The sequence below is a fragment of the Dyella sp. OK004 genome (assembly GCF_900114495.1).
In the GTDB taxonomy this organism is placed as follows: Bacteria; Pseudomonadota; Gammaproteobacteria; order Xanthomonadales; family Rhodanobacteraceae; genus Dyella_D.
Genome location: NZ_FOZI01000001.1, coordinates 49946 through 72956, shown reverse-complemented (window position 1 = coordinate 72956; position 23011 = coordinate 49946). Strand labels below are relative to the sequence as shown.

24 protein-coding genes are annotated in these 23011 nt (G+C 64.0%); 18 read left to right on the top strand and 6 right to left on the bottom strand.

Annotated elements, in window-relative coordinates:
* Nucleotides 1-191 precede the first annotated feature (191 nt).
* The 11 genes from flhA to BM338_RS00350 all read left to right on the top strand — a co-directional run bounded on the left by flhA (nt 192) and on the right by BM338_RS00350 (nt 11039).
* Nucleotides 192-2282 (top strand): flagellar biosynthesis protein FlhA, encoded by a 2091-nt coding sequence (flhA, locus tag BM338_RS00400; protein ID WP_090448817.1) that lies wholly within the window; start codon nt 192-194, stop codon nt 2280-2282.
* A gap of 32 nt (nt 2283-2314) precedes the next feature.
* Nucleotides 2315-3556 (top strand): flagellar biosynthesis GTPase FlhF, encoded by a 1242-nt coding sequence (flhF, locus tag BM338_RS00395; protein ID WP_090448816.1) that lies wholly within the window; start codon nt 2315-2317, stop codon nt 3554-3556.
* Nucleotides 3556-4524 carry a MinD/ParA family protein gene (locus tag BM338_RS00390; RefSeq protein ID WP_343124148.1) on the top strand — a complete coding sequence of 323 codons (969 nt, stop codon included), beginning with the start codon at nt 3556-3558 and terminating at the stop codon, nt 4522-4524. The genes flhF and BM338_RS00390 overlap by 1 nt, the downstream gene beginning before the upstream one ends.
* 1 nt (nt 4525) lies before the next feature.
* Nucleotides 4526-5302 carry an RNA polymerase sigma factor FliA gene (locus BM338_RS00385; RefSeq protein ID WP_090448815.1) on the top strand — a complete coding sequence of 259 codons (777 nt, stop codon included), beginning with the start codon at nt 4526-4528 and terminating at the stop codon, nt 5300-5302.
* A gap of 95 nt (nt 5303-5397) precedes the next feature.
* The gene (cheY, locus tag BM338_RS00380; RefSeq protein ID WP_090448814.1) at nt 5398-5805 is read left to right on the top strand and encodes a chemotaxis response regulator CheY; all 408 of its coding nucleotides are present in this window, start codon (nt 5398-5400) and stop codon (nt 5803-5805) included.
* Nucleotides 5802-6443 carry a protein phosphatase CheZ gene (locus BM338_RS00375; RefSeq protein ID WP_090448813.1) on the top strand — a complete coding sequence of 214 codons (642 nt, stop codon included), beginning with the start codon at nt 5802-5804 and terminating at the stop codon, nt 6441-6443. The genes cheY and BM338_RS00375 overlap by 4 nt, the downstream gene beginning before the upstream one ends.
* 11 nt (nt 6444-6454) lie before the next feature.
* Nucleotides 6455-8422, top strand: coding sequence for a chemotaxis protein CheA (locus BM338_RS00370; RefSeq protein ID WP_090448812.1), 1968 nt, complete (start codon nt 6455-6457; stop codon nt 8420-8422).
* A 1-nt stretch (nt 8423) separates the two neighbouring features.
* Entirely contained in the window at nt 8424-9164 is a 741-nt protein-coding gene (locus BM338_RS00365; protein WP_090448811.1) for a flagellar motor protein, read from the top strand.
* Entirely contained in the window at nt 9161-10162 is a 1002-nt protein-coding gene (motD, locus tag BM338_RS00360; protein WP_090448810.1) for a flagellar motor protein MotD, read from the top strand. Before BM338_RS00365 ends, motD begins: the two co-directional genes overlap by 4 nt.
* A 24-nt stretch (nt 10163-10186) precedes the next feature.
* Nucleotides 10187-10663: a chemotaxis protein CheW gene (locus BM338_RS00355; protein WP_090448809.1), complete on the top strand. Its 477-nt coding sequence runs from the start codon at nt 10187-10189 to the stop codon at nt 10661-10663.
* On the top strand, nt 10653-11039 hold the full coding sequence (locus tag BM338_RS00350) for a DUF2802 domain-containing protein (protein WP_177229186.1): 387 nt from the start codon (nt 10653-10655) through the stop codon (nt 11037-11039). The genes BM338_RS00355 and BM338_RS00350 overlap by 11 nt, the downstream gene beginning before the upstream one ends.
* Nucleotides 11040-11435: 396 nt before the next feature.
* Here BM338_RS00350 and BM338_RS00345 read toward each other — a convergent pair whose 3' ends face one another.
* On the bottom strand, nt 11436-11939 hold the full coding sequence (locus BM338_RS00345; RefSeq protein WP_090448807.1) for a protease inhibitor I42 family protein: 504 nt from the start codon (nt 11937-11939) through the stop codon (nt 11436-11438).
* 770 nt (nt 11940-12709) lie between these two features.
* Here BM338_RS00345 and BM338_RS00340 point away from each other — a divergent pair.
* Together BM338_RS00340 and BM338_RS00335 are read left to right on the top strand one after the other, a co-directional pair.
* Nucleotides 12710-13204: a hypothetical protein gene (locus BM338_RS00340; RefSeq protein WP_218156277.1), complete on the top strand. Its 495-nt coding sequence runs from the start codon at nt 12710-12712 to the stop codon at nt 13202-13204.
* A 32-nt stretch (nt 13205-13236) separates the two neighbouring features.
* Entirely contained in the window at nt 13237-13836 is a 600-nt protein-coding gene (locus BM338_RS00335; protein ID WP_255367139.1) for a hypothetical protein, read from the top strand.
* A gap of 6 nt (nt 13837-13842) precedes the next feature.
* On the opposite strand, the gene BM338_RS00330 is transcribed toward BM338_RS00335, so the two are convergent.
* Both BM338_RS00330 and BM338_RS00325 read right to left on the bottom strand, forming a co-directional pair.
* Complete coding sequence (locus BM338_RS00330) at nt 13843-14355, bottom strand: GNAT family N-acetyltransferase (RefSeq protein WP_090448805.1); 513 nt, start codon at nt 14353-14355, stop codon at nt 13843-13845.
* 31 nt (nt 14356-14386) lie between these two features.
* Entirely contained in the window at nt 14387-15034 is a 648-nt protein-coding gene (locus BM338_RS00325; RefSeq protein WP_090448804.1) for a dihydrofolate reductase family protein, read from the bottom strand.
* Nucleotides 15035-15244: 210 nt separating this feature from the next.
* Here BM338_RS00325 and cls point away from each other — a divergent pair, with 210 nt between their 5' ends.
* Nucleotides 15245-16663: a cardiolipin synthase gene (gene cls, locus BM338_RS00320; RefSeq protein ID WP_177229185.1), complete on the top strand. Its 1419-nt coding sequence runs from the start codon at nt 15245-15247 to the stop codon at nt 16661-16663.
* A 14-nt stretch (nt 16664-16677) separates the two neighbouring features.
* Here cls and BM338_RS00315 read toward each other — a convergent pair whose 3' ends face one another.
* Nucleotides 16678-17085, bottom strand: a complete 408-nt coding sequence (locus BM338_RS00315) for a helix-turn-helix domain-containing protein (protein WP_090448803.1) — start codon at nt 17083-17085, stop codon at nt 16678-16680.
* 394 nt (nt 17086-17479) lie between these two features.
* Here BM338_RS00315 and BM338_RS00305 point away from each other — a divergent pair, with 394 nt between their 5' ends.
* Nucleotides 17480-18040, top strand: coding sequence for a hypothetical protein (locus tag BM338_RS00305; RefSeq protein ID WP_090448801.1), 561 nt, complete (start codon nt 17480-17482; stop codon nt 18038-18040).
* Between the two features lie 83 nt (nt 18041-18123).
* On the opposite strand, the gene BM338_RS00300 is transcribed toward BM338_RS00305, so the two are convergent.
* Both BM338_RS00300 and BM338_RS00295 read right to left on the bottom strand, forming a co-directional pair.
* Nucleotides 18124-18390 carry a flagellar biosynthesis protein gene (locus BM338_RS00300; RefSeq protein WP_090448800.1) on the bottom strand — a complete coding sequence of 89 codons (267 nt, stop codon included), beginning with the start codon at nt 18388-18390 and terminating at the stop codon, nt 18124-18126.
* Nucleotides 18387-19523 carry a flagellar hook-length control protein FliK gene (locus BM338_RS00295; protein ID WP_090448799.1) on the bottom strand — a complete coding sequence of 379 codons (1137 nt, stop codon included), beginning with the start codon at nt 19521-19523 and terminating at the stop codon, nt 18387-18389. The genes BM338_RS00300 and BM338_RS00295 overlap by 4 nt, the downstream gene beginning before the upstream one ends.
* Before the next feature lie 618 nt (nt 19524-20141).
* Between BM338_RS00295 and BM338_RS00290 the strand changes: the two genes are divergently transcribed.
* From BM338_RS00290 to BM338_RS00280, 3 genes are read left to right on the top strand one after another with little or no spacing between them, the layout of a single operon-like run.
* Entirely contained in the window at nt 20142-20462 is a 321-nt protein-coding gene (locus tag BM338_RS00290) for an STAS domain-containing protein (protein WP_090448798.1), read from the top strand.
* Nucleotides 20463-20473: 11 nt separating this feature from the next.
* Nucleotides 20474-20836, top strand: coding sequence for a response regulator (locus BM338_RS00285; RefSeq protein WP_090448797.1), 363 nt, complete (start codon nt 20474-20476; stop codon nt 20834-20836).
* Nucleotides 20837-20846: 10 nt separating this feature from the next.
* Complete coding sequence (locus BM338_RS00280; protein ID WP_090448796.1) at nt 20847-22808, top strand: chemotaxis protein CheA; 1962 nt, start codon at nt 20847-20849, stop codon at nt 22806-22808.
* Nucleotides 22809-23011: the final 203 nt, after the last annotated feature.

Below are 23011 nucleotides of genomic sequence, written 5' to 3'. Positions count from 1 at the left end.
CCCCTGCAAGCAGGGGAGGGAGCGGGTTATCGCGTGCTCTAGCTCCTCCCCCTGCTTGCAGGGGGAGGCTGGGAGGGGGTGACGCTCTTGCGATCACCTTGCCCGCCGCGCTTTCTCAAGTACTCACCCTTCCCCAACCCTTCCCTGCGAGCAGGGGAGGGAGCCTGTTTCCTTCAGAAGGTCACTGACGCATGGCCGTCGCAAGCGTATTCGACACGTTCAAACAGGTAAGCCGCCGTGGTGCTGGTGCGCCGGTGATCATGCTGGCGATGCTGGCGATGATGATGTTGCCGCTGCCGCCGTTCCTGCTGGACATGCTTTTCAGCTTCAACATCGCGCTGTCGCTGGTGATCCTGCTGGCGGTGGTCTATGTGATGCGACCGCTGGAGTTCGCGGCGTTTCCCACCGTGGTGCTGATGGCGACCTTGCTGCGCCTGGCGCTGAATATCGCTTCCACCCGCGTGGTGCTGCTGCATGGACATAACGGTCCCGGCGCGGCGGGCAAGGTGATCGAAGCCTTCGGCGAGTTCGTGATCGGCGGCAACTTTGCGGTGGGCCTGGTGGTGTTTGCCATCCTCACCATCATCAACTTTGTAGTGGTGACCAAGGGCGCCACGCGCGTGTCGGAAGTGACCGCACGCTTCACCCTGGATGCGATGCCCGGCAAGCAGATGGCGATCGACGCCGACCTCAATGCCGGCCTGCTCACGCAGGAGCAGGCGCGCGAGCGGCGCCAGGAAGTGCGCGAGGAAGCGGACTTCTACGGTTCGATGGATGGTGCCTCCAAGTTCGTGCGCGGCGACGCCACGGCTGGCATCCTGATTCTGTTGATCAATATCGTTGGCGGTTTTTTCGTCGGTGTAATGCAGCACGGCCTGTCGGCCGGCGACGCGGCCAAGACCTATACCTTGCTCACCATCGGCGACGGCCTGGTCGCGCAGGTGCCGGCGCTGATGCTGTCGATCGCCACTGCAGTGATCGTCACCCGCGCCACGCGTTCGCAAGACATGGGCCAGCAGCTGGTGGCGCAGGTGTTCGCGCAGCCGAAAGCGCTGGCGGTGGCGGGCGTGGTGCTAGGTGTGATGGGCCTGGTGCCCGGCATGCCGAACATTGCTTTCCTGCTGCTGGGTGCGGCCTGTGGTGGCGCGGCATGGATGATGATCAAGCGCGAGCGCGACACGCGCGCCAAGCTGGCGGAAGAGGCCGCCGAACCGGCGCCCGCGACGCCGCCGGCGGAGCGGGTGGAGCTGGGTTGGGAAGACGTAGCCGGTGTCGATCCGGTCGGGCTGGAAGTGGGTTATCGCCTGATCCCGCTGGTGGACAAAAACCAGGGCGGCGAGCTGATGGGCCGCATCAAGTCGGTGCGCCGCAAGCTGTCGCAAGAGCTGGGCTTTCTGGTGCCGGCGGTGCATATCCGCGACAACCTGGATCTGGGCCCGAACGCCTATCGCATCACCTTGATGGGCGTGCCAATGGGCGAGGCCGAGGTACACAACGAGCGCTTGCTGGCGATCAATCCCGGCCGTGTGCACGGACCGCTGCAGGGCATCGCCACGCAGGACCCGGCGTTTGGGCTGGAAGCGGTGTGGATCGAGAGCGGCCAGCGTGAGAACGCGCAGGCGCTGGGCTACACCGTGGTCGATCCGGCGACGGTAGTGGCCACGCATCTCTCGCACATCCTGCAGGGCCACGCGCACGAATTGCTCAGCCATCAGGACGTGCAGCAGTTGCTGGATCGCCTGGCCGGCGTCGCGCCGAAGCTGGTGGAGGACCTGGTGCCCAAGCGCATGTCGCTGGGCGTGGTGGTCAAGGTGCTGCAGAACCTGCTGGCCGAGAGGGTGCCGATCCGCAATATGCGCAGCATCGTCGAATCCTTGGCGGAACACGCGGGCCAGAGTCAGGATCCCGGCGCGCTTACCGCCGCCGTACGCGTCGCACTGGGCCGCCAGATCGTGCAGGAGATCGCCGGGCTGGGCACCGAGATCCCGGTCATCACGCTGGCGCCGGACCTGGAGCAGATCCTGCTCACCTCGCTCGGAAACGGCGGTGTGGCGGGCGCAGCGGTGGAACCGGGGCTCGCCGACCGCCTGCAATCCAGCGTGGCCGACGCCGCGCGCCGCCAGGAAATGAGCGGCGAACCGGCCGTGTTGCTGGTCGCGCCGCAGCTGCGCACATGGCTCGCGCGCTTCACTCGCCACGTGGCACAGAACCTGCACGTACTGGCCTACAACGAAGTGCCCGACAACCGTCGGGTGCGATTGGTGCAGGCGCTGGGGCGTTAAGCCCGCGCGGCAGACAGGGGTTGAACTGAGCGATGAAGATCAAGCGGTTCGTAGCGCCAGACATGCGCCAGGCGATGCGCGAAGTACGCGAAGAGCAGGGGCCGGATGCGGTGATCCTTTCCACGCGCCGGCTCGACGATGGCGTGGAAATCATCGCGGCGGTCGATTACGACGAGGCGTTGGTGCGGGAGGCTGTGCGGTCCGGCGAACCGCTGCCGACGTCGGAGAAGCGCGTGGCGCCGCGGGTTGCCGCCGTGCCGAAAGCAGCCGCTGCCGCACCGCGTGCAACAGCCGAGGCACCGGTTGCCGAACCGCCCGCATTGCATCCGGTGATCGAGCAGGCCGCGCTGGATACCGCGCGCATGCGCGCCGAGCTCGGCAGCCTGCGCGAGTTGTTGGAATCGCAGATGGCCAGCCTGGCCTGGAACGATATGCAACGCCGCCATCCGCTGCGCGGCCGTGTGCTGCGCGATATGGCGCGGCTCGGCATCGATACCGACGTGGCGCGCAAGCTGGCCGAGGAATTGCCTGACCAGCTCAGTGCTGATCAGGCGCGCTACCTGCCGCTGGGCGTACTCAGCCGCAGCTTGAGCATCACCGGTCATGACATCGCCGCACACGGCGGGGTTACCGCGCTGGTCGGCCCGACCGGTGTGGGCAAGACCACCACCATCGCCAAGCTCGCCGCGCGCGCGGTGTTGCGTCATGGCGCCTCGCAGGTGGCCCTGGTCAGCACCGACAACTATCGCATCGGCGCCGCCGCGCAGCTGGAGCATTACGGCCGCCTGCTCGGCGTGCGTGTGTTCCCCGCACACGATGCCGAAAGCCTGCGCGAAGTATTGGAAGTGCTGCGCGGCCGCCGCGTGGTGCTGGTGGATACGGCCGGCGTCGCCGGCAGCGATCCACGCCTGCAACAACAAATGGAACTGCTGCGCAGTGCCGGCGAAGTACGCACTTGCCTGGTGCTGGCCGCGAATGCACAGGCGCAGGCCATCGACGACATGGTGCGCGCGTATCTGCCGCAGCAGCCGCAGGCCTGCATCCTGACCAAGCTGGACGAGGCGCCGAGCCTCGGCGGTGCGCTGTCGGTGCTGATCCGCCACCGCCTGCCGCTGGACTACACCACCGACGGCCAGCGCGTGCCGGAAGACATCACCGCCGCCGACGCGCGTGTGCTGGTGTGCCGTGCCGCGCAGGTGCTGAAGGGCAACGCCCCGGCGATCGATGACAGCCACATGGCCGAGCGTTTCGGTCTCGCCCTGGCGAACGCTTGATGAGCACCATAGCGATGAACTCGTTTGCGATGAATCAGGCCTGGGGCTTGAAGAACATGTTCTCGGCGCTGACCTCGCTGCCGGGAGCGGAAGCTCCAGCGGTGAAGCCGGCGTCGGGCGATATGCCCGTCGCCCGGCCGCGTCGCTGCCGTGCCATCACCATCGCGGGCGGCAAGGGCGGTGTGGGTAAATCCACGGTGGCGGTGAACCTCGGCATGGCGTTGTCCATGGCCGGGCACGACACGATGCTGCTCGATGCCGACATGGGCCTCGCCAATCTCGATGTGATGCTTGGCTTGAGTCCGGCGCGGCATATCGGCCATTTGCTCGACGGCACCTGCAGCCTGAAAGAACTGATGTTGCCGGCGCCGCACGGTTTGAAAGTGATTCCCGCCGGTTCCGGCGCGCGCCGCCTGGCACAGCTCGACACGCGCGAGCATGCGGCGGTGATCCGCGCCTTCGATGAATTGCCCGATCCGCCGGAGTATCTGCTGGTGGATACCGCGGCGGGCGTTACCGACAACGTGGTGATGTTTGCCGCCGCCGCCGACGATGTGGTGTTGGTGGTGTGCGACGAGCCGGCTTCGCTCACGGATGCCTACGCGCTGACCAAGGTGCTCAGCCGCGACTTCCGTGTGCGTCGCTTCCACGTGGTGGCGAACATGGTGCGCCATGCCGGCGAGGCGCGACAGCTTTACGACAAGCTGGCCCGCGTGTGCGACCGCTTCCTTGATGTGGCGCTCGATTTCATGGGCACGGTGCCCTACGACGAACATTTGCGGCAGGCCATCCGGCGCCAGAGCGCTGTGGTCGATCTGTGGCCGGCCAGCCGCGCGTCGCGGGGATTCAAGCAAATGGTGGGTGTGGTCGATACATGGGGGGAACCCCAGAGATCGGGCCGCGACCGGATCGCCTTCTTTGGCGGTCGGGCTGCATCGGCACCCGATCGTATAGGTGAGGGGTGGTGAGATGAGCGTGGCTTCCGAATACCTGCAACTGCAACGCGAAAGCACGGAGGAGATGGTGCGCCGGCATGCACCGCTGGTGCGCCGTATTGCCTATCACCTGATGGGCAGGCTGCCGCCGAGCGTGGATGTGGATGACCTGGTGCAGGCCGGCATGATCGGTTTGCTGGAGGCGGCAAAGAATTACGCCACCGATCGGCTGGCGAGCTTCGAGACGTATGCGGGCATCCGCATTCGCGGCGCGATGCTCGACGAGTTGCGCAAGACCGATTGGACGCCTCGCTCGGTGCATCGCAAGTTGCGCGAAGTGACCGAAGTGGTGCGGCAGATCGAGAACGAAACCGGCGCCGATGCCGCCGACGCCGAAGTCATCCGGCGCATGGGCATCAGCGCGCAGGAGTACCACCAGATCCTGGCGGACGCCGCCAGCGCGCGCCTGTTGAGTCTCTCCGCACCGGAGGACGACGACGATGGTGCCGCGCTCGACGTGGCCGACCAGGAAGGGCTGGGTCCGCAGGACCGCATCGAACAGGAGGGCATGCGCCACGCCCTGGTCGACGCGATCGGCGGCCTGCCCGAGCGCGAACAGTTGGTGATGTCGCTGTACTACGAGCAGGAGTTGAACTTGAAAGAGATCGGCGCCGTGCTCGGTGTGACTGAATCGCGCGTGTGCCAGATCCACGGGCAGGCGTTGATCCGGTTGAAGGCGCGCATGACAGGGTGGCGCGGAGAGAACGAGAAAGAGGCGAAGAAGCATGAGAAACGAGTGAGAGGTGCCTGACCCGATCTCTCGCACAGTTCTTCTTATCACTCGTTTGCTTTGCTTCTCCCACTCCAAGCATCAAACAGCAACAAGGCGTTACCGGAGACGTTTCCTTGGACAAGAACATGAAAATCCTGGTGGTCGACGACTTCTCCACCATGCGGCGCATCGTGCGCAACCTGCTGGTCGAGCTCGGTTTCAGCAACCCGCTGATCCAGGAAGCCGACGACGGTGTGAATGCGATCGACATGCTCAAGAAGATGCCGTTCGACATGGTCGTTACCGACTGGAACATGCCGAACATGACCGGCATCGACTTGCTGCGCGCGATCCGCGCCGAGCCGGCCCTAAAGGGTCTGCCGGTGTTGATGGTCACCGCCGAGAACAACCGCGACCAGATCATCGCCGCCGCGCAGGCGGGCGTGAACGGTTACATCGTCAAGCCTTTCACCGCGGCGACGCTGAAGGAAAAGCTGGACAAGATTTTCGAGCGGCTCGCCGCACAAGGAGCTAGCGCATGAGCGCCGTGATGATGTCCCCGTTGAGCAGCGGCCTGCCGCCCGAACTGCAACAGCTGCTGCACAGCTCCGACGGCCCGGCTTTCGAGCAAGCGCTGGACAGCATGGTGCGTCAGCGGGAGCAGCATCTGTTCCGCGCGCTGGGCCTGCTTGCGCGCGATCTGCATGTCGCCGTGCGCCGTCTCGGTGGCGAGCTGGCGCAGGAGGGCGTGCCTGACAGCGTGGCCGACGCGCGCCAGAATCTGCACGACGTGCTGGAGATGAGCGCCAAAGCCGCGCATCGCAGCATCGATTTCGCCGAACGCATGCGTCCGCAGGCGGAAACGCTGGAAAGCAATGCCGGCGAAGTGCTGGAGTGGAGCGAGCCTGGCCAGCCAGCCGCAGTGCTGGCGCATCAGGCGCGCGACTTCGCCATGCAATGCCGCGAAGGCCTTTCGGACATGGTGATGGCGCAGTCCTGGCAGGATCTGTCCGGCCAGCGCATCAAGAAAGTCGCCACGTTTATCGGCAGCGTCGAATCCTCCCTGCTCGAACTGGTACGCCTCACCGGCGCGCTGGCCGGCGGCGAAGCGCCGGTGGCCGCGGCCAAGGTGTCGAGCCAGGATGAGGCCGACCGCCTGCTCAGCGAATTCGGTTTCTGAGCGGGACGCGCATGGACCCCACGTTGGACAGCGAGCTGCGCGATGACTTCCTGGTCGAGGCCGGGGAGTTGGTGCAGCGCCTGGGCGAACAACTGGTCGATCTGGAAGCGTCGCCGCGTGATGCGGAGCTGCTCAATGCCGTATTCCGCGCCTTCCATACCGTCAAGGGCGGCGCTGGTTTTCTCGGCGTCGATCCGATGGTGCAGCTGTGCCATCACGCCGAAGATCTGCTCAACGAGGCGCGCAACGGCGCCTTCGTGCTCGACTCGGCGCAGATGGACGCGCTGCTGGAAGCGCTCGACCTGCTCAACGAGATGATGGCGGCGCTGGCTTCATCCAGCGAATTGCCGGCGGCGCCTGCCCAGCTATTGAAACGTTTGCAGCCCGCGGTACACCGCGCGGCAGCTCCCGCACCGCCGCCAAAGCCGGAACCGCAAGCCGACACGGAAGGTGGCGGTGTCATCGACGACAGCGAATTCGAAGCCTTGCTGGACAGCCTGTACGGCAAGGGCGGTTCGCCGGGCGCAGCGCCGGCACCGTCGTCGTCGGGAAGCATCGGCGACGATGAGTTCGAGGCGCTGCTGGACAATCTGCACGGCAAAGGCGTGTCGCCGGGTGCCGCGCCGGTATCGTCGAACAGCATCGACGACAGCGAATTCGAGGCCTTGCTGGACAGCCTGCATGGCCAGGGCGGCGTGCCAGGACAAACTGCATCGCCTGCCACTGCGCCTGCACCGACTGCGCAGAAGGCGGTAGTAAAGAGCGCGCCTGCACCCGAAGCCACCGTGCGCGTCGACACCACGCGTCTGGATGCGCTGGTCAACCGCGCCGGCGAACTGGTGCTGGTGCGCAATCGCCTGATGAGTCTCGCCGCTAGCAGCGGCGACGAGCCATTGAACGTCGCGACCGGCGATTTGGATCGCGTCGCCGATGAATTGCAGGGCGCCGTGCTCGGCATGCGCATGCAGCCGGTGGGGCGCTTGTTCCAGCGCTTTCCGCGCATCGTGCGCGATCTCGCGCGTCAGCTCGGCAAAGAAATCGAGCTGGTGCAGGAAGGCGAGGACACCGACCTCGACCGCAGCCTGGTCGAATCGCTGGCCGATCCGCTGGTGCATCTGTTGCGCAATGCGGTCGACCACGGCCTGGAAACGCCGGACGAGCGCGAGCGCGCTGGCAAGCCGCGCAAGGGGCGCGTGCGCCTTGTAGCGAGCCAGCGCGGCGAGCGCATCGTGATCGTGGTTTCCGATGACGGTCGCGGCATGAATCCAGAGATCCTTCGCCGCAAGGCGGTGGAGAAGGGCGTGATCGATCAAGCGCAGGCATCGCGCTTGAGCGAGACCGAATGCCTTGAATTGATTTTCCGTCCCGGCTTCAGCACGGCCAGCACCGTCTCCGACATCTCCGGCCGCGGCGTCGGCATGGATGTAGTGAAGACGCGCGTGGCCGAACTGGGCGGCACCTTGCAGGTGCGCTCCAGGCTGGGGCAGGGCAGCGAGCTTGAACTCACCGTGCCGCTGACGCTGGCGATCCTGCGCGTGCTGATGGTGCGCGTGGGTGAACGTTTGTTCGCGATGCCGTTGAGCAATGTGGACGAAGTGTTTGAACTCGCGTTGGGTCAGGACCGTCTGCTCGACGGTTGCCTGGTCGCCTCGCATCGCGACCGCGCCTTGCCGCTGGGCGATCTCTCGGCGTGGAGCGGTGCGGCCGGCAGTTCGGGCCGGCATGTGGTGGTGCTGCATATCGGCCATCAACGCATCGGCTGTCTGGTGCATGCGGTGCTGGGTCGCGAAGACGTGATGGTCAAGCCGCTGGGTCCGCTGTTCGCGGGCGTGCCCGGTGTGGCCGGCGCCACCGTGACCGGCGATGGGCGCCTGGCCCTGGTGCTGGATCTGGCGGGACTGGCTGGCGACGATGGCCTGTTGCTGACGAACCCGGCGCCATCTTCAGTGAAGCATTCTTCTTCAGGAGCGTTGGTCTGACATGGATCTGGTGAGTCTCATTGGAACGATCCTGGCCTTCGTGGTCATCATCGTCGGCACCATTCTCAAGGGTTCGAGCATCGAAGCCCTGTGGAACCCGGCTGCCTTCGTGATCGTGTTCATGGGCACCATTGCGGCGCTGCTGGTACAGACGCAGGGCAAGGTGCTCAAGCATGCGATTAGCATGCTGCCGATGGTCTACAAGCCGCCACGCCATCAGCCCGACGATTTGATCAGCCGCGTGATCGGCTGGAGCGAGATCTCGCGCCGCCAGGGCCTGCTCGGCCTGGAGCCGCAGATCGATTCGGAGCAGGACGGTTTCGTGCGCAAAGGCCTGCAGTTGCTGGTCGACGGCAGCGAGCCGGAAGCGATCCGCAGTGTGCTCGAAGTGGAACAGGAAACGCGCGAGCACGTGGACCTGGCTGGCGCCAAAGTGTTCGAGCAGGCCGGCATCTATTCGCCCACCATGGGCATCATCGGCGCGGTGATGGGCCTGATGGCGGTGATGCAGAACCTGGCCGATCCCAGCAAGCTCGGCCACGGCATCGCGGCGGCTTTCGTCGCCACCATCTACGGCGTGGCGCTGGCCAACCTGCTGATGCTGCCGATGGCCTCGCGCCTGAAAGGCATGGTCCACAAGCAGGGACAGATGCGCGAAATCCTGATCGAAGGCCTGGTCTCGATCGCGCGCGGCGACAACCCACGCCAGATCGAAAGCCGCCTGCAGGGCTACCTGGCATGAAACGCAAGAAGCACGAAGATCACGTCAATCACGAAGCATGGGCGATCCCCTATGCCGACCTGATGACCTTGTTGCTGGCGTTCTTCGTGGTGATGTACGCGGTGTCGGTGGTGAACGAAGGCAAGTACCGCGTGATGTCGGAATCCATCATCGAAGCCTTCAACGGCAACAACAAACAGATCCAGCCAGTGCACAGCAATAACGCCACGCCGGTGGCGCCAGTGCCGGCCAAACGCTCCAGCTCCACCACGCCGCCTTCGATCGCCCCGCGCCTGGCGCCGCCGCTGGCCACGCGCTCGCTGCAGCCGCAAATGACTTCGGGCTCGCTGGTCAGCCGCGAAACCGGGCAGGAAAACCTGCAACGTATCCAGGATCAGGTAGAGAAGGCCCTGCAGCCGTTGATCGACAAGAGCCTGGTCGTAGTGCGCCGCACGCAGAGCTGGCTGGAAATCGAAATTCGTACCGACATCCTGTTTCCGAGTGGTGTGGCGCGGCTTTCCGAGCCGGCCGATGTCACTCTGCGCAACATCGCCGGCATCCTCGCGCCGTTCCCCAATCCGCTACGCGTTGAGGGTTACACCGACGACATGCCAATCAACACCGCGGTGTTTCCTTCCAACTGGGAGCTATCCGCCGCGCGCGCCGCCACCGTGGCGCGCCTGTTCTCCGAACACGGTGTGGATCCGAATCGCCTCGGCATCATCGGCTGGGGCGAATACAAGCCCGCCGCCGACAACGTCAGCCAGGAAGGGCGCAACCGCAACCGCCGCGTGTTGGTGGTGGTGCTCAGCGACCAGAACGTGCCGGCGAGGTTCTCCAGCGATGCGCAGCATGCGGGCCAGCTGGCGGAAAGTGCGCCCGCACCGGCACCTGCATCGACACCACAGAACGAAGTTCCCGTCGCGCCTTCCTTGCCGCCAGGCACGCTGCCGGTGTCGGCCAAGCTCGAACCGTTGCGAACGACACCTGTAGCTGATGCGCCGCATGGCGCCGGCTGATTCCTTTTCATACTGAGTGGCCGCATGAATCAGGATCCTCTTGCCATGACACCCGCTGAGCGGGGCTGGCTGATCTTTCATCTCGCCGGCCAGGCTTATGCCGCGCCGCTGACCAAAGTCAGCGAAGTGATTCGCGACGGTGAGGTCACTCCCGTGCCCGGCGCCGCCGGCGATCTACTCGGTATCCGTCATCTGCGCGGGCGTATCGTGCCGGTGCTTGATGGTTGCCTGCGTCTTGGGTTGGCGCGCCAGGCAGGTGTCGATGATGCGCGCGCACGCATTGTGGTGCTCTCCCACGGAGGAAACCTGGTGGGGCTGCGTGTGGATGCCGTCGGTGACTTGCTGGATGTTGGCGAGCAGACCCTGGCGCCGCCGCCGGGACGTACGGTGCGTAACGACGATCCGGTGGAAGCGGTGGTGCCGTGGCAGGGTGGCTTCGTCGCGCTGCTGGATGTGCGTCGCATGTGCCGTTTGCCGGAGGAGCTCGATCATGTGGCTTGAGCTGGTTTTAGTTGCGCTGGCGTTGCTGGTGATGGGGCAGGGCGTGATGTTGTGGCAGGTGCGTGCGGAGATGAAGCGGCTGCGTGTGCTGTGTGAAGCGTCGGCGCAGACTGATGTGCCGACGTCGATGCTGGTAGCGGTGTTGTCGCGGGTGCAGCGCACGTTGGAAGCGAAGCCCATTGCGCCGGTGCAGGAGCGGTCGCGGGTGCGCGAGGTGGCGGCGGTGTCGTCCAGCTATGACGTGGCGCGGCGCTTGGTGAGTGAGGGCGCGGGGGCGGATCAGCTGGTGGAGCATTGTGGGTTGTCGCGGGGGGAGGCGGAGTTGTTGCGGAGTTTGCATGCGGCGCGGGAGGGGATGGGCGCGGCGCGCACGTAGCCTTACTCCCTCTCCCCTCGGGGGAGAGGGTTGGGGTGAGGGGCGGGTGCTCGGTTCACCGTCTCTAGTTCGTCATCCCTGCGCAGGCAGGGATCCAGTAGTGGTGAGCTTCGGTTGTTGCGTTATCGCGACCGGGCTCGCCTGCCGCGGGCTTTCGAACCGCTGCCGCGGTCCGAGTCACTTTCTCTTTGCTGGCCCAAAGAGAAAGTAACCAAAGAGAAATGGCCTGAGAGCAGGCGATGTGCTTTGTAGCTGTGTCTTTTCCAGTGTCAGGCGTCGGGATGATTTTCTTCTTGGCCTGATCGCTCAGCCCTCACCACTGCATAGGGGCTCGGAGATCAAGAGCGATAAGAGCAACAGCAACAGCGGTGCGGGCGTTGCCCGCACCCTTGGAGCTTAGCTTGCGTCGCAGGTTGCTTTTGGTGTTTCTGGATTTGAGGTTTTGACTTGTTTCGCGTGGACTACTACGTGATAGAACACCACTTTCCCCGGCGCATCAAAATCCTTGGACCACCACTGCCGGTACTCGAAGCGCAGGGTTTGTTGCACGTCGTGCGTACCCGCTCCGGTGGCGACGAAAGCCCATTGTGTGGTGCCGGGCTGGCCGGGTATCGCTTTTCCTTTGTCATCGATGCGGTCGGTGGGTTCGCCTAGCGGCTTGAGAATGTCTGCGGAAACCTGATTCATCGACCACGACATGCCGGTCGATGGATTCTGTGGGAGCCGGACGCAGAATAGTTGCCCCGCATCGAGCGTCACTTCTTGTCGGTCGTTTGCCTCGGTGACTACGACGGGTTTCGCCGCACGCTTGGGTGCCTCCGCCGCGCTTGCGAGCGTGCACGTCAGGGCAGAGCAGATCATCAGTAGTCCGGCTATCAAAACCTTGATTCGCGTAGACATGGAAGCTCCTTGAAGTCCGTGTGGTGGAGACTAGTAAAACGCATCCTACTGGTGCGCAGGAGCAAGGGTGAAGCCTGATGCACTTGATGTCCGACCCCCTGTGCGGTGGTAAGCGCTGGCCTGAAGAGAGATATCCCGACGTCTGACACTGGAAGATGCGTAGCTACAAAGCACACCGCCTGCTCTCAGGTCATTTCTCTTTGGTTACTTTTCTTGACTCCGGGCATCCGTGCCCTCCGCCCTTCGGGCCAGCTGCGCTGTTCGCACCCGCTCCTGCGGGTGCGTGGGCCAGCAAAGAGAAAGTGACTCAGACCGCGGCAGCGGTTCGAAAGCCCGCGGCAGGCGAGCCAGAGCACGCAGACGCGACAACCGAGCGACAAGACACTGGACCCCGGCCTACGCCGGGGTGACGAAGTAGAGAGGTCATCGCGAGCACCCACCCCTCACCCCAACCCTCTCCCCAGAGGGGAGAGGGAGATGAAGGGAGTCGCTGGCTGGTGTTAAAGCCATCTTCCATGCCGTCGTGACGAAGTAGAGGCGCCATCGCGCGTCAGCGCCTCCCTCACACCCAATTGGCCTACTCCCCACCATCAAAATGGCTCTTCCCGCCCCAGCAGATTGAGCGCAACGTCGGCCCACCTCCCCACCGTCCCCGGTGCTCCATGCGGATCGATAACCTCGCTCGCCGTCGTCTCATGCAATGGTCGCTCGCTGCTGTCCCCGCCCTGATGCTGTTGGACAACGCCCACGCCGGCATGCCCGGGACCAGGATGAAACCGGCGACGAGTGGTTCTGGCCCGGCGCACGATTTTGATTTCTTCCTCGGCAATTGGCGCGTTCACCATCGCCGGCTCAGGCAATGGCTGGTTGGCAGCAATGACTGGGAGGAGTTCGAGGGCACCAGTCGGTGTTGGTCGCTGCTGGGTGGCATCGTCAATCTCAACGAAAGCATCGCCACGCGTGCGGACGGCACCACCTCCGGCGGCATGGGGCTGCGTGCCTATGACGCCAAGACCGATCGTTGGGCTGACTGGTATCTGTCGTCGCGCGATCCGCTCCACATCGATACGCCGGGTATCGGCGGCTTCGCCCATGGCGTGGGCAGCTTCTTCTCCGACGACACCAACGATGGCAGGCCGGTGAAGTTGCGCGGCATGTTTTCGCCGATCGATGCGAATACCTGCCAATGGGAGCAGGCCCTGTCTCCCGACGGCGGCAAAACCTGGGAGACCAATTGGGTGATGCGCTATACGCGTACCGCCTGACGTTTCTGTTCCATGTATCAGAGAGGGAAGCCATGGCGAGTTATCGGCAGATGCGTTTGATCGGCGCGTTCTTTGTGCTCAGTCTGGTGTTCTGCTTCAGCCTGGTGTTTGCGGAGGCAGGCAAGGGCGCCGCAGATCCGGCCAGGGCGTCTCGGCCCGATGGGCAGCACGATTTCGATTTTGAGATTGGCACCTGGAAAACTCATGTCGAGCGACGTGTGCATCCCTTGAGTGGCTCCAACGAATGGGCCAGTTATGACGGCACGTCGGTAGCGCGCAAGGTGTGGGATGGCCGCGCCAATCTGCTGGAGCTGGAAGCCGATGGTCCGGCGGGACATCTCGAACTGCTTTCGCTGCGGCTATACAACCCGCAGTCGCATCAATGGAGCCTCAATGTTGCCAGCAGTCGCGGCGGCACCCTGGGTGTGCCCACCATCGGTGAATTCAAGAACGGGCGCGGCGAGTTCATCGACCAGGAAACGTTCAACGACCGCTTCATCCTGGTGCGTTTTGTGATTTCCCCGATGGGGCCGGATACCTACCGCTTCGAGCAGGCGTTCTCCGATGACGGCGGCAAGACCTGGGAGATGAACTGGATAGCGACGGATGTGCGGGTGAAGGGGCAGGGTTGAGGGGGATCACTCGCTGTCCAGGCCACGCCGGTAGCAGACCTCGTCGACGGTAAGGCCCCATACCGATGCGGTGCGGCAGATGCCGTCAGGTATCCAGTGGTCGTTGCGGTAGAAACGTTCCGCACGGGCATTGCCCTTCAATACCCATAGCAACGCTTGCTTGAAGCCCGAGTCGAGCAGCCGGACTCGCGCAGCAGATATCAGCACTGCACCGACACCATGGCCCCACCAGTCAGGGTCGACATAGAGCGCACACAGTTCTCCTGCGTTCGACTCATTTATGTCGCGGGCAGGGGCGATGGTGGCGAATCCGCGGATCGCACCGGCGTCTATGGCGACCATCGTCCTTGGCTGCTGCGGCGTGTCGTTGCCGAAGGTATATCGCCGGGCACGTTCTTCCGGGCGCATCCGGGCGAGGTAGTCGTCGGGCAGCAGATCCCGGTAGCCGACTTGCCAGGCGCGCACATGCACGCGTGCCACGTCCATGGCGTCGTCGGGTTCGGCGGGGCGGATGAGCATGCTCGGATGCGGTCAGCTATGCGGGAGGGCGTTATCCACGTTTGGTCAGAAACATATGCATCGCCCGCTCGCCAGCGACATGCCGTGAGCACTCGTAGCCCAGGGCGCGCAGATCGAGACCGCTCCATAGCGATTCGCCAGCACCGAGCAAGATAGGGCGAATGGCGAGATGCAGCTCATCGATCAAGCCGGCGCGCAGGTACTGCCGGACCGTGGCGGCACCGCCGCCAATGCGAATGTCGCGGCCGCCCGCGGCGGCGGTTGCTTGCTCCAGGGCGGCGTGAATGCCTTCGGTGACGAAATGGAACTGCGTGCCTCCCGCCATGGTGAGCGGTGCGCGTGGGTAGTTGGTCAGCACGAAGACTGGCGTGTGATAGGGCGGCTCGTCGCCCCACCAGCCTTTCCAGCTGTCGTCCGGCCACGGGCCGCGCACCGGGCCGAACATGTTGCGGCCGAGAATCCAGGCGCCGATGTTGGCAAAGCCCCGTTCGGCCATCTCGTTGTCGATGCCGGTTTCGCCGCCTTCTTCGCCTTGCATGTTGCGCCACAGGCGTGTGTGGAAGAACCACTCCATCAACTCCGGACCGCCAACACCGAGCGGATGCTCCAGGTCCTGGTTGGGTCCGGCGCCGTAGCCGTCGAGGGAAACCGAAAAGCTCTGGACGCGAAGTTTTGACATGGGCGTGTCTCGTGAGTGGGTGGACGAGCAGGCTTCAGGCTTGGTGTCAGGCGCCTATGTAGCGCCCCTCAACGGCTGGCAGCAAGTTTCCGCTTTCGGCTAGCGCCTGGCCGCCCGGCATGGTGGCCGGGAAGTGCCCGTTGGGCGCATAACTTTCCGTTACCACCCCCGCCCGGCAGAATCACCCCATTCGTAACCAAGGAGCAGGCAGTGTCGTTCGATTGGATGCAAGGCACGTGGCTGCTGGGTGTCGACTGGTTGATCCGGCTGGCGGCACTGTTCTGGATTCCGTCGCGCACCACGCCGGCGGCGGCGCGCAGCTGGTTGCTGCTGGTGGGCTTTGTGCCGTTGCTGGGGTTGCCGCTGTATCTGTTGTTCGGCCACCCCTGGCTGTCGCGGGAGCGGGTGCGTCGCCAGGCCAATGCGTCTGAAGTGATCCGCGTGGAGCAGGCCGGCATGACGGCGCTGCGCTGGACGCCGCCGGCAGATACCGAGGCGGCCGAAGTCGCGCCGCTGGTCGAGCGGCTGGGCGATTTCATGCCGACGCGCGGCAATAGCGTGCAGTTGCTGGACCACTACGACGCCTCGCTGAAAGTGTTGATCGCGGATATCGATGCGGCGCGCGAACGCGTGCATCTGCTGTATTACCTGATGTTCGATGACCCGGTCGGCGACGCCATCGTGGCGTCCTTGATCCGTGCCGCCGCGCGCGGCGTGCGGTGCCGTGTGCTGCTGGATGCGGTGGGGGCCAAGCGCGGCCTGCGCCGGTATGCGCAGCCGTTGCGGGATGCGGGTGTGACGGTTCACGACATGCTGCCCGGCGGTTTGCGCTGGCGCCGCAGCGGGCGCATGGATCTGCGCAATCACCGCAAGATCGCCGTTTTTGATACTACGGTCGGCTATGTCGGCTCGCAGAACCTCGCTTTGCCGGAATTCGTTCCCGGGTTTCCCAATCGCGAGCTGGTCGCGCGGGTTGAAGGGCCGGTCGTCGGACATCTGCAGGCGGTGTTCGCCAGCGACTGGTATATCGAGACGGGGGAGCGCCTCGATGTGGCCGTGACCTATCCGGTCAGCGATGCCGATATCGTCACCCAGCTGCTGCCCAGCGGGCCGGCCTACCCCTATGAAAATGCGCGCGATGCGGTGAATTCGCTGATCCACGTCGCCCAGCGCAAGCTGGTGCTGACCACGCCGTACTTCGTGCCCGACGACGCGACGCTCAGTGCGCTGCGCATCGCCGCGCTGTCGGGTGTGGATGTGCAGCTGATTCTGTCGGAGAGCAACAACCAGCGCCTCACCGCATGGGCGCAGGAGTCGTACTACGACGAGCTATTGCGCTGTGGCGTGAAGATCGCGCTGTACCGTCCGCACTTTCTTCATGCCAAGCATCTGAGTGTCGATGAGGACATCGCGCTGATCGGGTCGATCAATCTGGACATCCGTTCGTTCGCGCTAAACGCGGAGATCGGGATGCTTTGCTATGACAGGGGTGTAGTGGGGCGCTTGCGCGAAGTGGAGGCGGATTACCTCGCCGACGCTACGGTGCTTTCGCTTGAAGCCTGGCGTGCGAGGCCCGGTTGGCGCCGGGCGCGCGAAGGCGTGGCGCGGTTGGCGGATTCGTTTATGTGAGGGTGGACTGCCTGCTAGAAAAACGCAGACGGGCTGATCGCAAAGCGCTTGGATAGACCGCGGATATGGTTGACGGTGAGTTCCCGTCGTCCGGAAAGGATTTCGGAGACCACGCTTTGCGTGCCGATTTCCGGCAATTGGTTCTGCTTCAGGCCATGCTGTTCCATCAGGAAACGAAGCAAATCCACGCCACTTATCGCTGATTGGGGATAGTGATGCTGGTCGTAGGCGTAGATCAGGTCGCTGAGGACCATGAATAGTGAATGCTGCGGATGGCCTTCTTCCATCGCGCCATCGTCCACGAGTGCGCCGGTGAGAGCGGTGGCCCCTTCATAGCCGCGCTCGTCTTCGATGTGGCGCACGCCGGACACTTTCTGGAACGCGTTCCAGGCGTCAAAGACAGGGGCGAGTTGCGCGTTCATTTCCACGCTCCTTTGTCGTACTCGGCATGCGTAAGAACCTGTTCGATGTAGCAGATCTGCGTTGCAAAGCTGATGCATGCAATGAGTCGGTGGTTGTTTCCGCGGATATCGAAGACGAACTTGTCATTGACGATATTGACGGAGCCAAAAAGTCGATGGCGAGAATTTATCGCAAATTGCGATAAATTCAATCGCAAGCGGCTATATGGGCCGATGCTTCCTTAGCGCTGAGCCGCCTGATCACGTGGCGACCTCCTACCTCTTCCACGTAAGGCCGCCATGAAGATAGTTTCAGTTGACCACCCGGAACCTTAGGAGGACAGTCCGAGCGGGTGGGGAATGGGTATCGGCAAGGTACCCGGGAGAATGATCCATCATGGTCGAAGGAGATCTTATGAAACGGTTTCATGCATTCGTGCTTGTCGGCGTTTTATCGGTCACTGCAGGAGCCGCCATGGCGGCCAGCGGTTCGCTCACTCAGTTCAAGCCCAAGGTCGTGCCCGTTCTGGTGCAAGTGAATTCCGCGGGCAAAGTCACCAGCGCCTCGCCAGCGATCGAATTGTCACCGGTGGTTCGCCGGCTGCTCGACAAGAACCTCGACGAGATGATCAATAAGCCGGCTTATGACCACGGCAAGCCGATAGCCAGTCAGTTCGTTATCAACCTTGCATTGCAGGCCACGCCGCGTGAAGAAGGCAACTACGACGCGCAGTTCGCCTATGTATCTTCGGTGCCGGTGCCGATCGGGCAGTGGCATTGGGTGAACCTGGATGGCCGGCGTCTTGCGCTGGCGGGGCCGAACAATGGGTTCCCGATGGGGCACTCGCGCTTTGACGGTGATCGCGCTTACCAGCCGTCCAACTTTGGCGGTTATCAGCATGGGACGAGCCCCGGGAATCAGGGCGCTTCGCATGGTGCTTCAAGTTCAGCGGCACCGCCCAGCACTGGGAAGTAGCCTTGAGCATCCCGCGCAGGACAGCGCATCGATAGAAAAAAAGCTCGTCGAATTCGACGAGCTTTTTTTGTGAGGGCAGTGCGTCAGCCTTCCTCGGCCGCCCGATACACGCATCCAAGCACCGCCGCCGCCGCCGCGTACAACTCACCCGGCACATCCGCGCGTAAACGCAATGCGGCAAGCAGGGCGGCGACCTGTGCGTCGTGGTGCAAGGGCAAACCCATCGACCTTGCGCGGGAATGCAGTTCTTCCAGCGCTTCGGGCTTGAGTTGCGGTGAGGGAGCGCCCGGTCCGGAGGAGGAGAGGCTGATGCTGACCTTGCGGCTGGGTGGCGGCAGCGCGGCGGTCATGCGGTGGCCTTCAGCAGCACGGCGCTGCGTGTGCTGGGTGGCTGGGGTAGGCCGGTCTGGCAGGTGAGCTGGTCGAGGATCAGGCCGTTGGCGGTGAGTTGCTGGCTGAGCTCGGCGAAGCGGCGTTCGAGGCGTTCGACACTCTCCGCGCGCTGCGCCCACAGGCGCACGGACAGGCGTAGGCCACGCAGCTGCAGTTCGCCCTGCACGGGACCAAGGCGGGGCAGGTCGATGGCGAAACCGAAGGTCCACGCGGTGGGGTGTTCGGGGTCGTCGGCGTTCGGGGTCAGCTGCAGTTGCAGGATGTCCTGGCCGCCTTCGCCCTGCAGCGGGATCTCGATCATCCACGCGCCGGCGCTGTGCGCTTCGAGCTGAGCAACTTCCAGGCGCGCGAGCGCGGCGTGCACTTCACCGTGCAGGCGCACCAGCAGGCTTTCCACATCACCCGGCTGCAAGGGTTCGGGCATCGGCGCGCGGGGTTGCGCGAGCAGGCCGCGTTGAATCAATGGCGGCGCGGTTTCCAGATCGTTCGGGTGGGGCGGCGGCGAGGGTCGCTCAAGTGTGCTGGCCAGGCGCAGCAGGGCAGCTTTCCAATCGTCTTCACCGAGCACTTCAAGATCGGTCTGTGGCTGGGCCAGTTGCGATTCTAGAAACAGGCCGCTGCGCTTCATCGCCTCGCGCAGGCCCAGGCCGTGGGTGATTTCAGTAGGCGTGCGGATGCTGTGTTCGAGCAATGCCAGCGCGGCGCGCAGCGGCGGTGGCAACTGTCGTAGTAATGGTCGTTGAGCCAGCGCACCAAGCGTGGCGAGCAATGGCGCGTAGCCATTTTGCTGCGGCAACCGTTCACGCAGAGCGCGGCTGACAGTCTGTTCGACCGGTGAAGAGCCGAGCACTTCAAGCTTGGGTTCCGCGCCAAGGCTGAGCACGCGTACCTGAAACTGCGAAGGCAACTGCGTACCCGGTGGCTCGGTTTCCACCGTCAGAGCACCAATCTGTAACACCAGCTTCATCTGCTCGTTGAAGCCAAGTGTGCGCGCTGCCAATACCGCACCGACACGCCAACTCTCCGCGCTAGCGCCGGAAGCGGCACCGGCCCAGGTCAATGCGGCGAGACTGGTTGGCTGGATGATCAAGCGGACTCCTTGGCACAGCGTCAACCGGCTGACGCCAGTTCGCCATGTGTCAATCAGGCATCGGCAGGGGGCGAAGGAACTTGAGGGGTTCTTGGGGGGGGCTCTGCATGGCAGAGCCCCTCCTACAGGCACTCTATAGCAGCGTTGTCTCGAGCACCCATTACCCCTCCCCAGCCCTCCCCTGTAAGCAGGGGAGGGAGCAAGAGCTTGGCGCGGCGGTGATGGCTAGACGATCAGGCCTAGAAGAAAACCATCCCGACGCCTGACACTGGAAAAGACACAGCTACAAAGCACATCGCCTGCTCTCAGGCCATTTCTCTTTGGTTACTTTCTCTTTGGGCCAGCAAAGAGAAAGTGACTCGGACCGCGGCAGCGATTCGAAAGCCCGCGGCAGGCGAGCCCGGTCGCGATAACGCAACAACCGAAGCTCACCACTACTGGATCCCTGCCTGCGCAGGGATGACGAACTAGAGACGGTGAACCGAGCACCCGCCCCTCACCCCAACCCTCTCCCCCGAGGGGAGAGGGAGATGGGAGGAAATCGCTAGTGGGCGCTAAAGCCAAACCTGTCCCCGCCGATAACCGCCATGAAGGCCAACAACCACAGGCACCCACCCCATGGGCGGCAAAGCAAAACCACCAACAGCCAGCGCGGCCACAACGCGAGTAATGCTGCCCGCAGATTGCCGCATCGCCGACCTGCCGGCAGTCAAAGCTGAGCTGCAGGCCGCACTAAGCACGGCATCCGCCGAACTCGACGCCAGCGCGGTAGAGCGCGTCGACACCGCGGCCCTGCAACTGTTGGCAGTGTTTCGCCGCGAAGCGGCATCCAAGGGCCTGGCCGTCGCCTGGGTCGGCGCAAGCGCCGCGCTGCGCGACGCCGCGGCACTGCTGGGCCTGGCACACACACTGGAACTGCCGGCGGCGACGCCGGCCTGATGAGGTAGACGATGGCAAAGATTCTTGCAGTGGACGATTCGGCGTCGATGCGTGGCATGGTGGCTTTCACGCTGCGTGGCGCGGGCCACGATGTGAGCGAAGCAGAGAACGGCCAGCTCGCGGTAGACGCGGCCAAGGGTTCACGTTTCGACCTGGTGCTGGCCGACGTGAATATGCCGGTGATGGATGGCATCAGCATGGTACGCGAGCTGCGTACGCTGCCGGAATACAAAGGCGTGCCGATTTTGATGCTGACCACCGAGTCGCACACCGACCGCAAGATGGAAGGCAAGGCGGCAGGTGCGACCGGCTGGCTGGTGAAGCCGTTCGATCCGGACCAGTTGCTGGCCACCGTCAAGCGCGTTCTCGGCTGAGCCCGCTTTTATGAGCACGGTGAGCCTGGCGCAGTTTCATCAGACCTTCTTCGACGAGAGCCGCGAAGGCCTCGACGCCATGGAGACCGCGCTGCTGGCGCTGGACGGTGGCGGCGACACGGAGCTGGTCCACAGCATTTTCCGCGCGGCGCACTCGATCAAGGGTGGCGCGGCTACGTTCGGTTTTCCGGATATGGCGGCGTTCACCCATGAGGCAGAGTCGCTGCTGGATGAGCTGCGCGACGGCCGCCGTGCCATCGATGCAGGCATCGTCGAATTGCTGCTGCGCTCGGTGGACTGCCTGCGTGGCATGTTCGTGCGCGCGCAGTCGGGCGAGGCGCTGGCCGATGCGCATAGCGAACAGCTGCGCCAGGAACTCGCCGCCGCAGTCGGTCGTGAGGCGCCGGCCAAGCCGAGTGTAGTCAAGCGCGCGGAAACGGGAGCTTCCGCGTGGCGTATCCGTTTCACGCCGCATCGCGGCATGCTGGCGAGTGGTAACGAGCCGCTGCGCATGTTCCGTGAGCTGGCGGAGTTGGGCGAACTCAAAGTGGAGCCTGCGCTGGGGCAGTTGCCGGCGCTGGCCGCGCTGGAACCGTCGGATTGCCATCTGGGCTGGACCATCGAGCTGCGCGGCAAAGCTTCGCGTGCCGCCATCGCTGCAGTGTTCGAGTGGGTGGAAGACGAATGCGATCTGTCGATCGAGGAACTCGTTGAAGTTGCGCCCGAACCCACAGCGGTTGCCGCACCTGTCGCCGTGGCGACGCCACGCACGAGTCGCGAGGTGGCCGCGGAATCGAGTTCGGTGCGCGTAGGCATCGACAAGATCGATAGCCTGATCGACCTGGTTGGTGAACTGGTAATCACCCAGTCCATGCTCGACACCTTCCGCGAAGGCTTCGATGCCAATCGCATTGAGCTGCTGCAGCAGGGTTTGGCGCAGCTGGCGCGGCATACGCGCTCGCTGCAGGAAAGCGTGATGGGCATCCGCATGCTACCCATCGCATCGGTGTTCAACCGCTTCCCGCGCATGGTGCGCGACTTGAGCCAGAAACTGGGCAAGCAGGTGAAGCTGGAACTCATCGGTGAACAGACCGAGCTGGACAAGACGGTGCTGGAAAAGATCGGCGATCCGCTGGTGCATCTGGTGCGCAACGCGATCGATCACGGCCTGGAAACGCCGGATCGCCGTCGCACGGCAGGCAAGGGTGATACCGGCACGCTACGGCTGGAGGCGTCGCATCGCGGTGGTTCCATCGTGGTGGAGATCAGCGATGACGGCGCGGGGCTCAATCGCGAAGCCATCGTGGCGAAAGCCTTGCAGCGCGGGCTGATCAGCAGCGGCGAGGGGATGAGCGACGAGGCGGTGGCCGAACTGATCTTCCAGCCGGGGTTCTCTACCGCTGCGACCACCACCGACCTTTCCGGACGTGGCGTGGGTATGGATGTGGTTCGCCGCAACGTGGTGGATCTGGGCGGCAACGTGGCGATTCGCAGCGTGGCGGGGCAGGGCTCGATATTCACGATCACCTTGCCGCTGACCCTGGCGATCATCGACGGACTGACGGCGATGGTGGGCGAAGAGCATTACATCGTGCCGCTGGCTTCCATCGTGGAGTCGGTGCAGCTGCGCGGGGATGCCTTGCGTACGGTGACGGGTGGCGGCGAGTTGTTCCGCTTCCGCGATAGCTGGCTGCCGATTGTGCGGTTGCGCGACGCGTTTGGTTGCGATGGCGTCCGCGCCGATATCGAGCATGGGTTGGTGATCGTGGTGGAAGGCGAGGGCACGCACGTGGGGCTGTTTGTGGATGCGTTGATCGGGCAGCAGCAGGCGGTGGTGAAGTCGCTGGAGGCGAATTATCGGCGGGTGGTGGGGATTTCTGGGGCTACGATTTTGGCTGATGGGTCGGTGGCGTTGATTGTGGATGTGGCGGGGTTGATTCGGCAGCAGGGTAGGCGGCGCGTCGCCGCTTGACGCTTTGCTCCCTCTCCCTCCAGGAGAGGGTTTGGTTCTCGCGATATTCCTTCCTATTCGTCATTCCGGCGCAGGCCGGAATCCAGTGGCGTTGTCGCTCGGTTTTAGCGTCTGCGTGCCCTGGCTCGCCTGCCGCGGGCTTTCGAACCGCTGCCGCGGTCCGAGTCACTTTCTCTTTGCTGGCCCAAAGAGAAAGTAACCAA

Excerpts from the sequence above, each read along its gene's own strand:
- BM338_RS00330 (WP_090448805.1), bottom strand. The coding sequence starts at position 14,355 with ATGCTCATCCGCCCCGCCGAACCCGACGACGCCATGGACGTGGCACGC.
- BM338_RS00365 (WP_090448811.1), top strand. The coding sequence starts at position 8,424 with ATGGATCTGGTGAGTCTCATTGGAACGATCCTGGCCTTCGTGGTCATC.
- motD (WP_090448810.1), top strand. The coding sequence starts at position 9,161 with ATGAAACGCAAGAAGCACGAAGATCACGTCAATCACGAAGCATGGGCG.
- BM338_RS00390 (WP_343124148.1), top strand. The coding sequence starts at position 3,556 with ATGAGCACCATAGCGATGAACTCGTTTGCGATGAATCAGGCCTGGGGC.
- flhF (WP_090448816.1), top strand. The coding sequence starts at position 2,315 with ATGAAGATCAAGCGGTTCGTAGCGCCAGACATGCGCCAGGCGATGCGC.
- BM338_RS00335 (WP_255367139.1), top strand. The coding sequence starts at position 13,237 with ATGGCGAGTTATCGGCAGATGCGTTTGATCGGCGCGTTCTTTGTGCTC.
- BM338_RS00315 (WP_090448803.1), bottom strand. The coding sequence starts at position 17,085 with ATGAACGCGCAACTCGCCCCTGTCTTTGACGCCTGGAACGCGTTCCAG.
- BM338_RS00350 (WP_177229186.1), top strand. The coding sequence starts at position 10,653 with ATGTGGCTTGAGCTGGTTTTAGTTGCGCTGGCGTTGCTGGTGATGGGG.
- BM338_RS00370 (WP_090448812.1), top strand. The coding sequence starts at position 6,455 with ATGGACCCCACGTTGGACAGCGAGCTGCGCGATGACTTCCTGGTCGAG.
- flhA (WP_090448817.1), top strand. The coding sequence starts at position 192 with ATGGCCGTCGCAAGCGTATTCGACACGTTCAAACAGGTAAGCCGCCGT.
- BM338_RS00300 (WP_090448800.1), bottom strand. The coding sequence starts at position 18,390 with ATGACCGCCGCGCTGCCGCCACCCAGCCGCAAGGTCAGCATCAGCCTC.
- BM338_RS00345 (WP_090448807.1), bottom strand. The coding sequence starts at position 11,939 with ATGTCTACGCGAATCAAGGTTTTGATAGCCGGACTACTGATGATCTGC.
- BM338_RS00290 (WP_090448798.1), top strand. The coding sequence starts at position 20,142 with ATGGGCGGCAAAGCAAAACCACCAACAGCCAGCGCGGCCACAACGCGA.
- BM338_RS00285 (WP_090448797.1), top strand. The coding sequence starts at position 20,474 with ATGGCAAAGATTCTTGCAGTGGACGATTCGGCGTCGATGCGTGGCATG.
- BM338_RS00355 (WP_090448809.1), top strand. The coding sequence starts at position 10,187 with ATGAATCAGGATCCTCTTGCCATGACACCCGCTGAGCGGGGCTGGCTG.
- BM338_RS00375 (WP_090448813.1), top strand. The coding sequence starts at position 5,802 with ATGAGCGCCGTGATGATGTCCCCGTTGAGCAGCGGCCTGCCGCCCGAA.
- BM338_RS00280 (WP_090448796.1), top strand. The coding sequence starts at position 20,847 with ATGAGCACGGTGAGCCTGGCGCAGTTTCATCAGACCTTCTTCGACGAG.
- BM338_RS00340 (WP_218156277.1), top strand. The coding sequence starts at position 12,710 with ATGAAACCGGCGACGAGTGGTTCTGGCCCGGCGCACGATTTTGATTTC.
- BM338_RS00385 (WP_090448815.1), top strand. The coding sequence starts at position 4,526 with ATGAGCGTGGCTTCCGAATACCTGCAACTGCAACGCGAAAGCACGGAG.
- BM338_RS00325 (WP_090448804.1), bottom strand. The coding sequence starts at position 15,034 with ATGTCAAAACTTCGCGTCCAGAGCTTTTCGGTTTCCCTCGACGGCTAC.
- BM338_RS00305 (WP_090448801.1), top strand. The coding sequence starts at position 17,480 with ATGAAACGGTTTCATGCATTCGTGCTTGTCGGCGTTTTATCGGTCACT.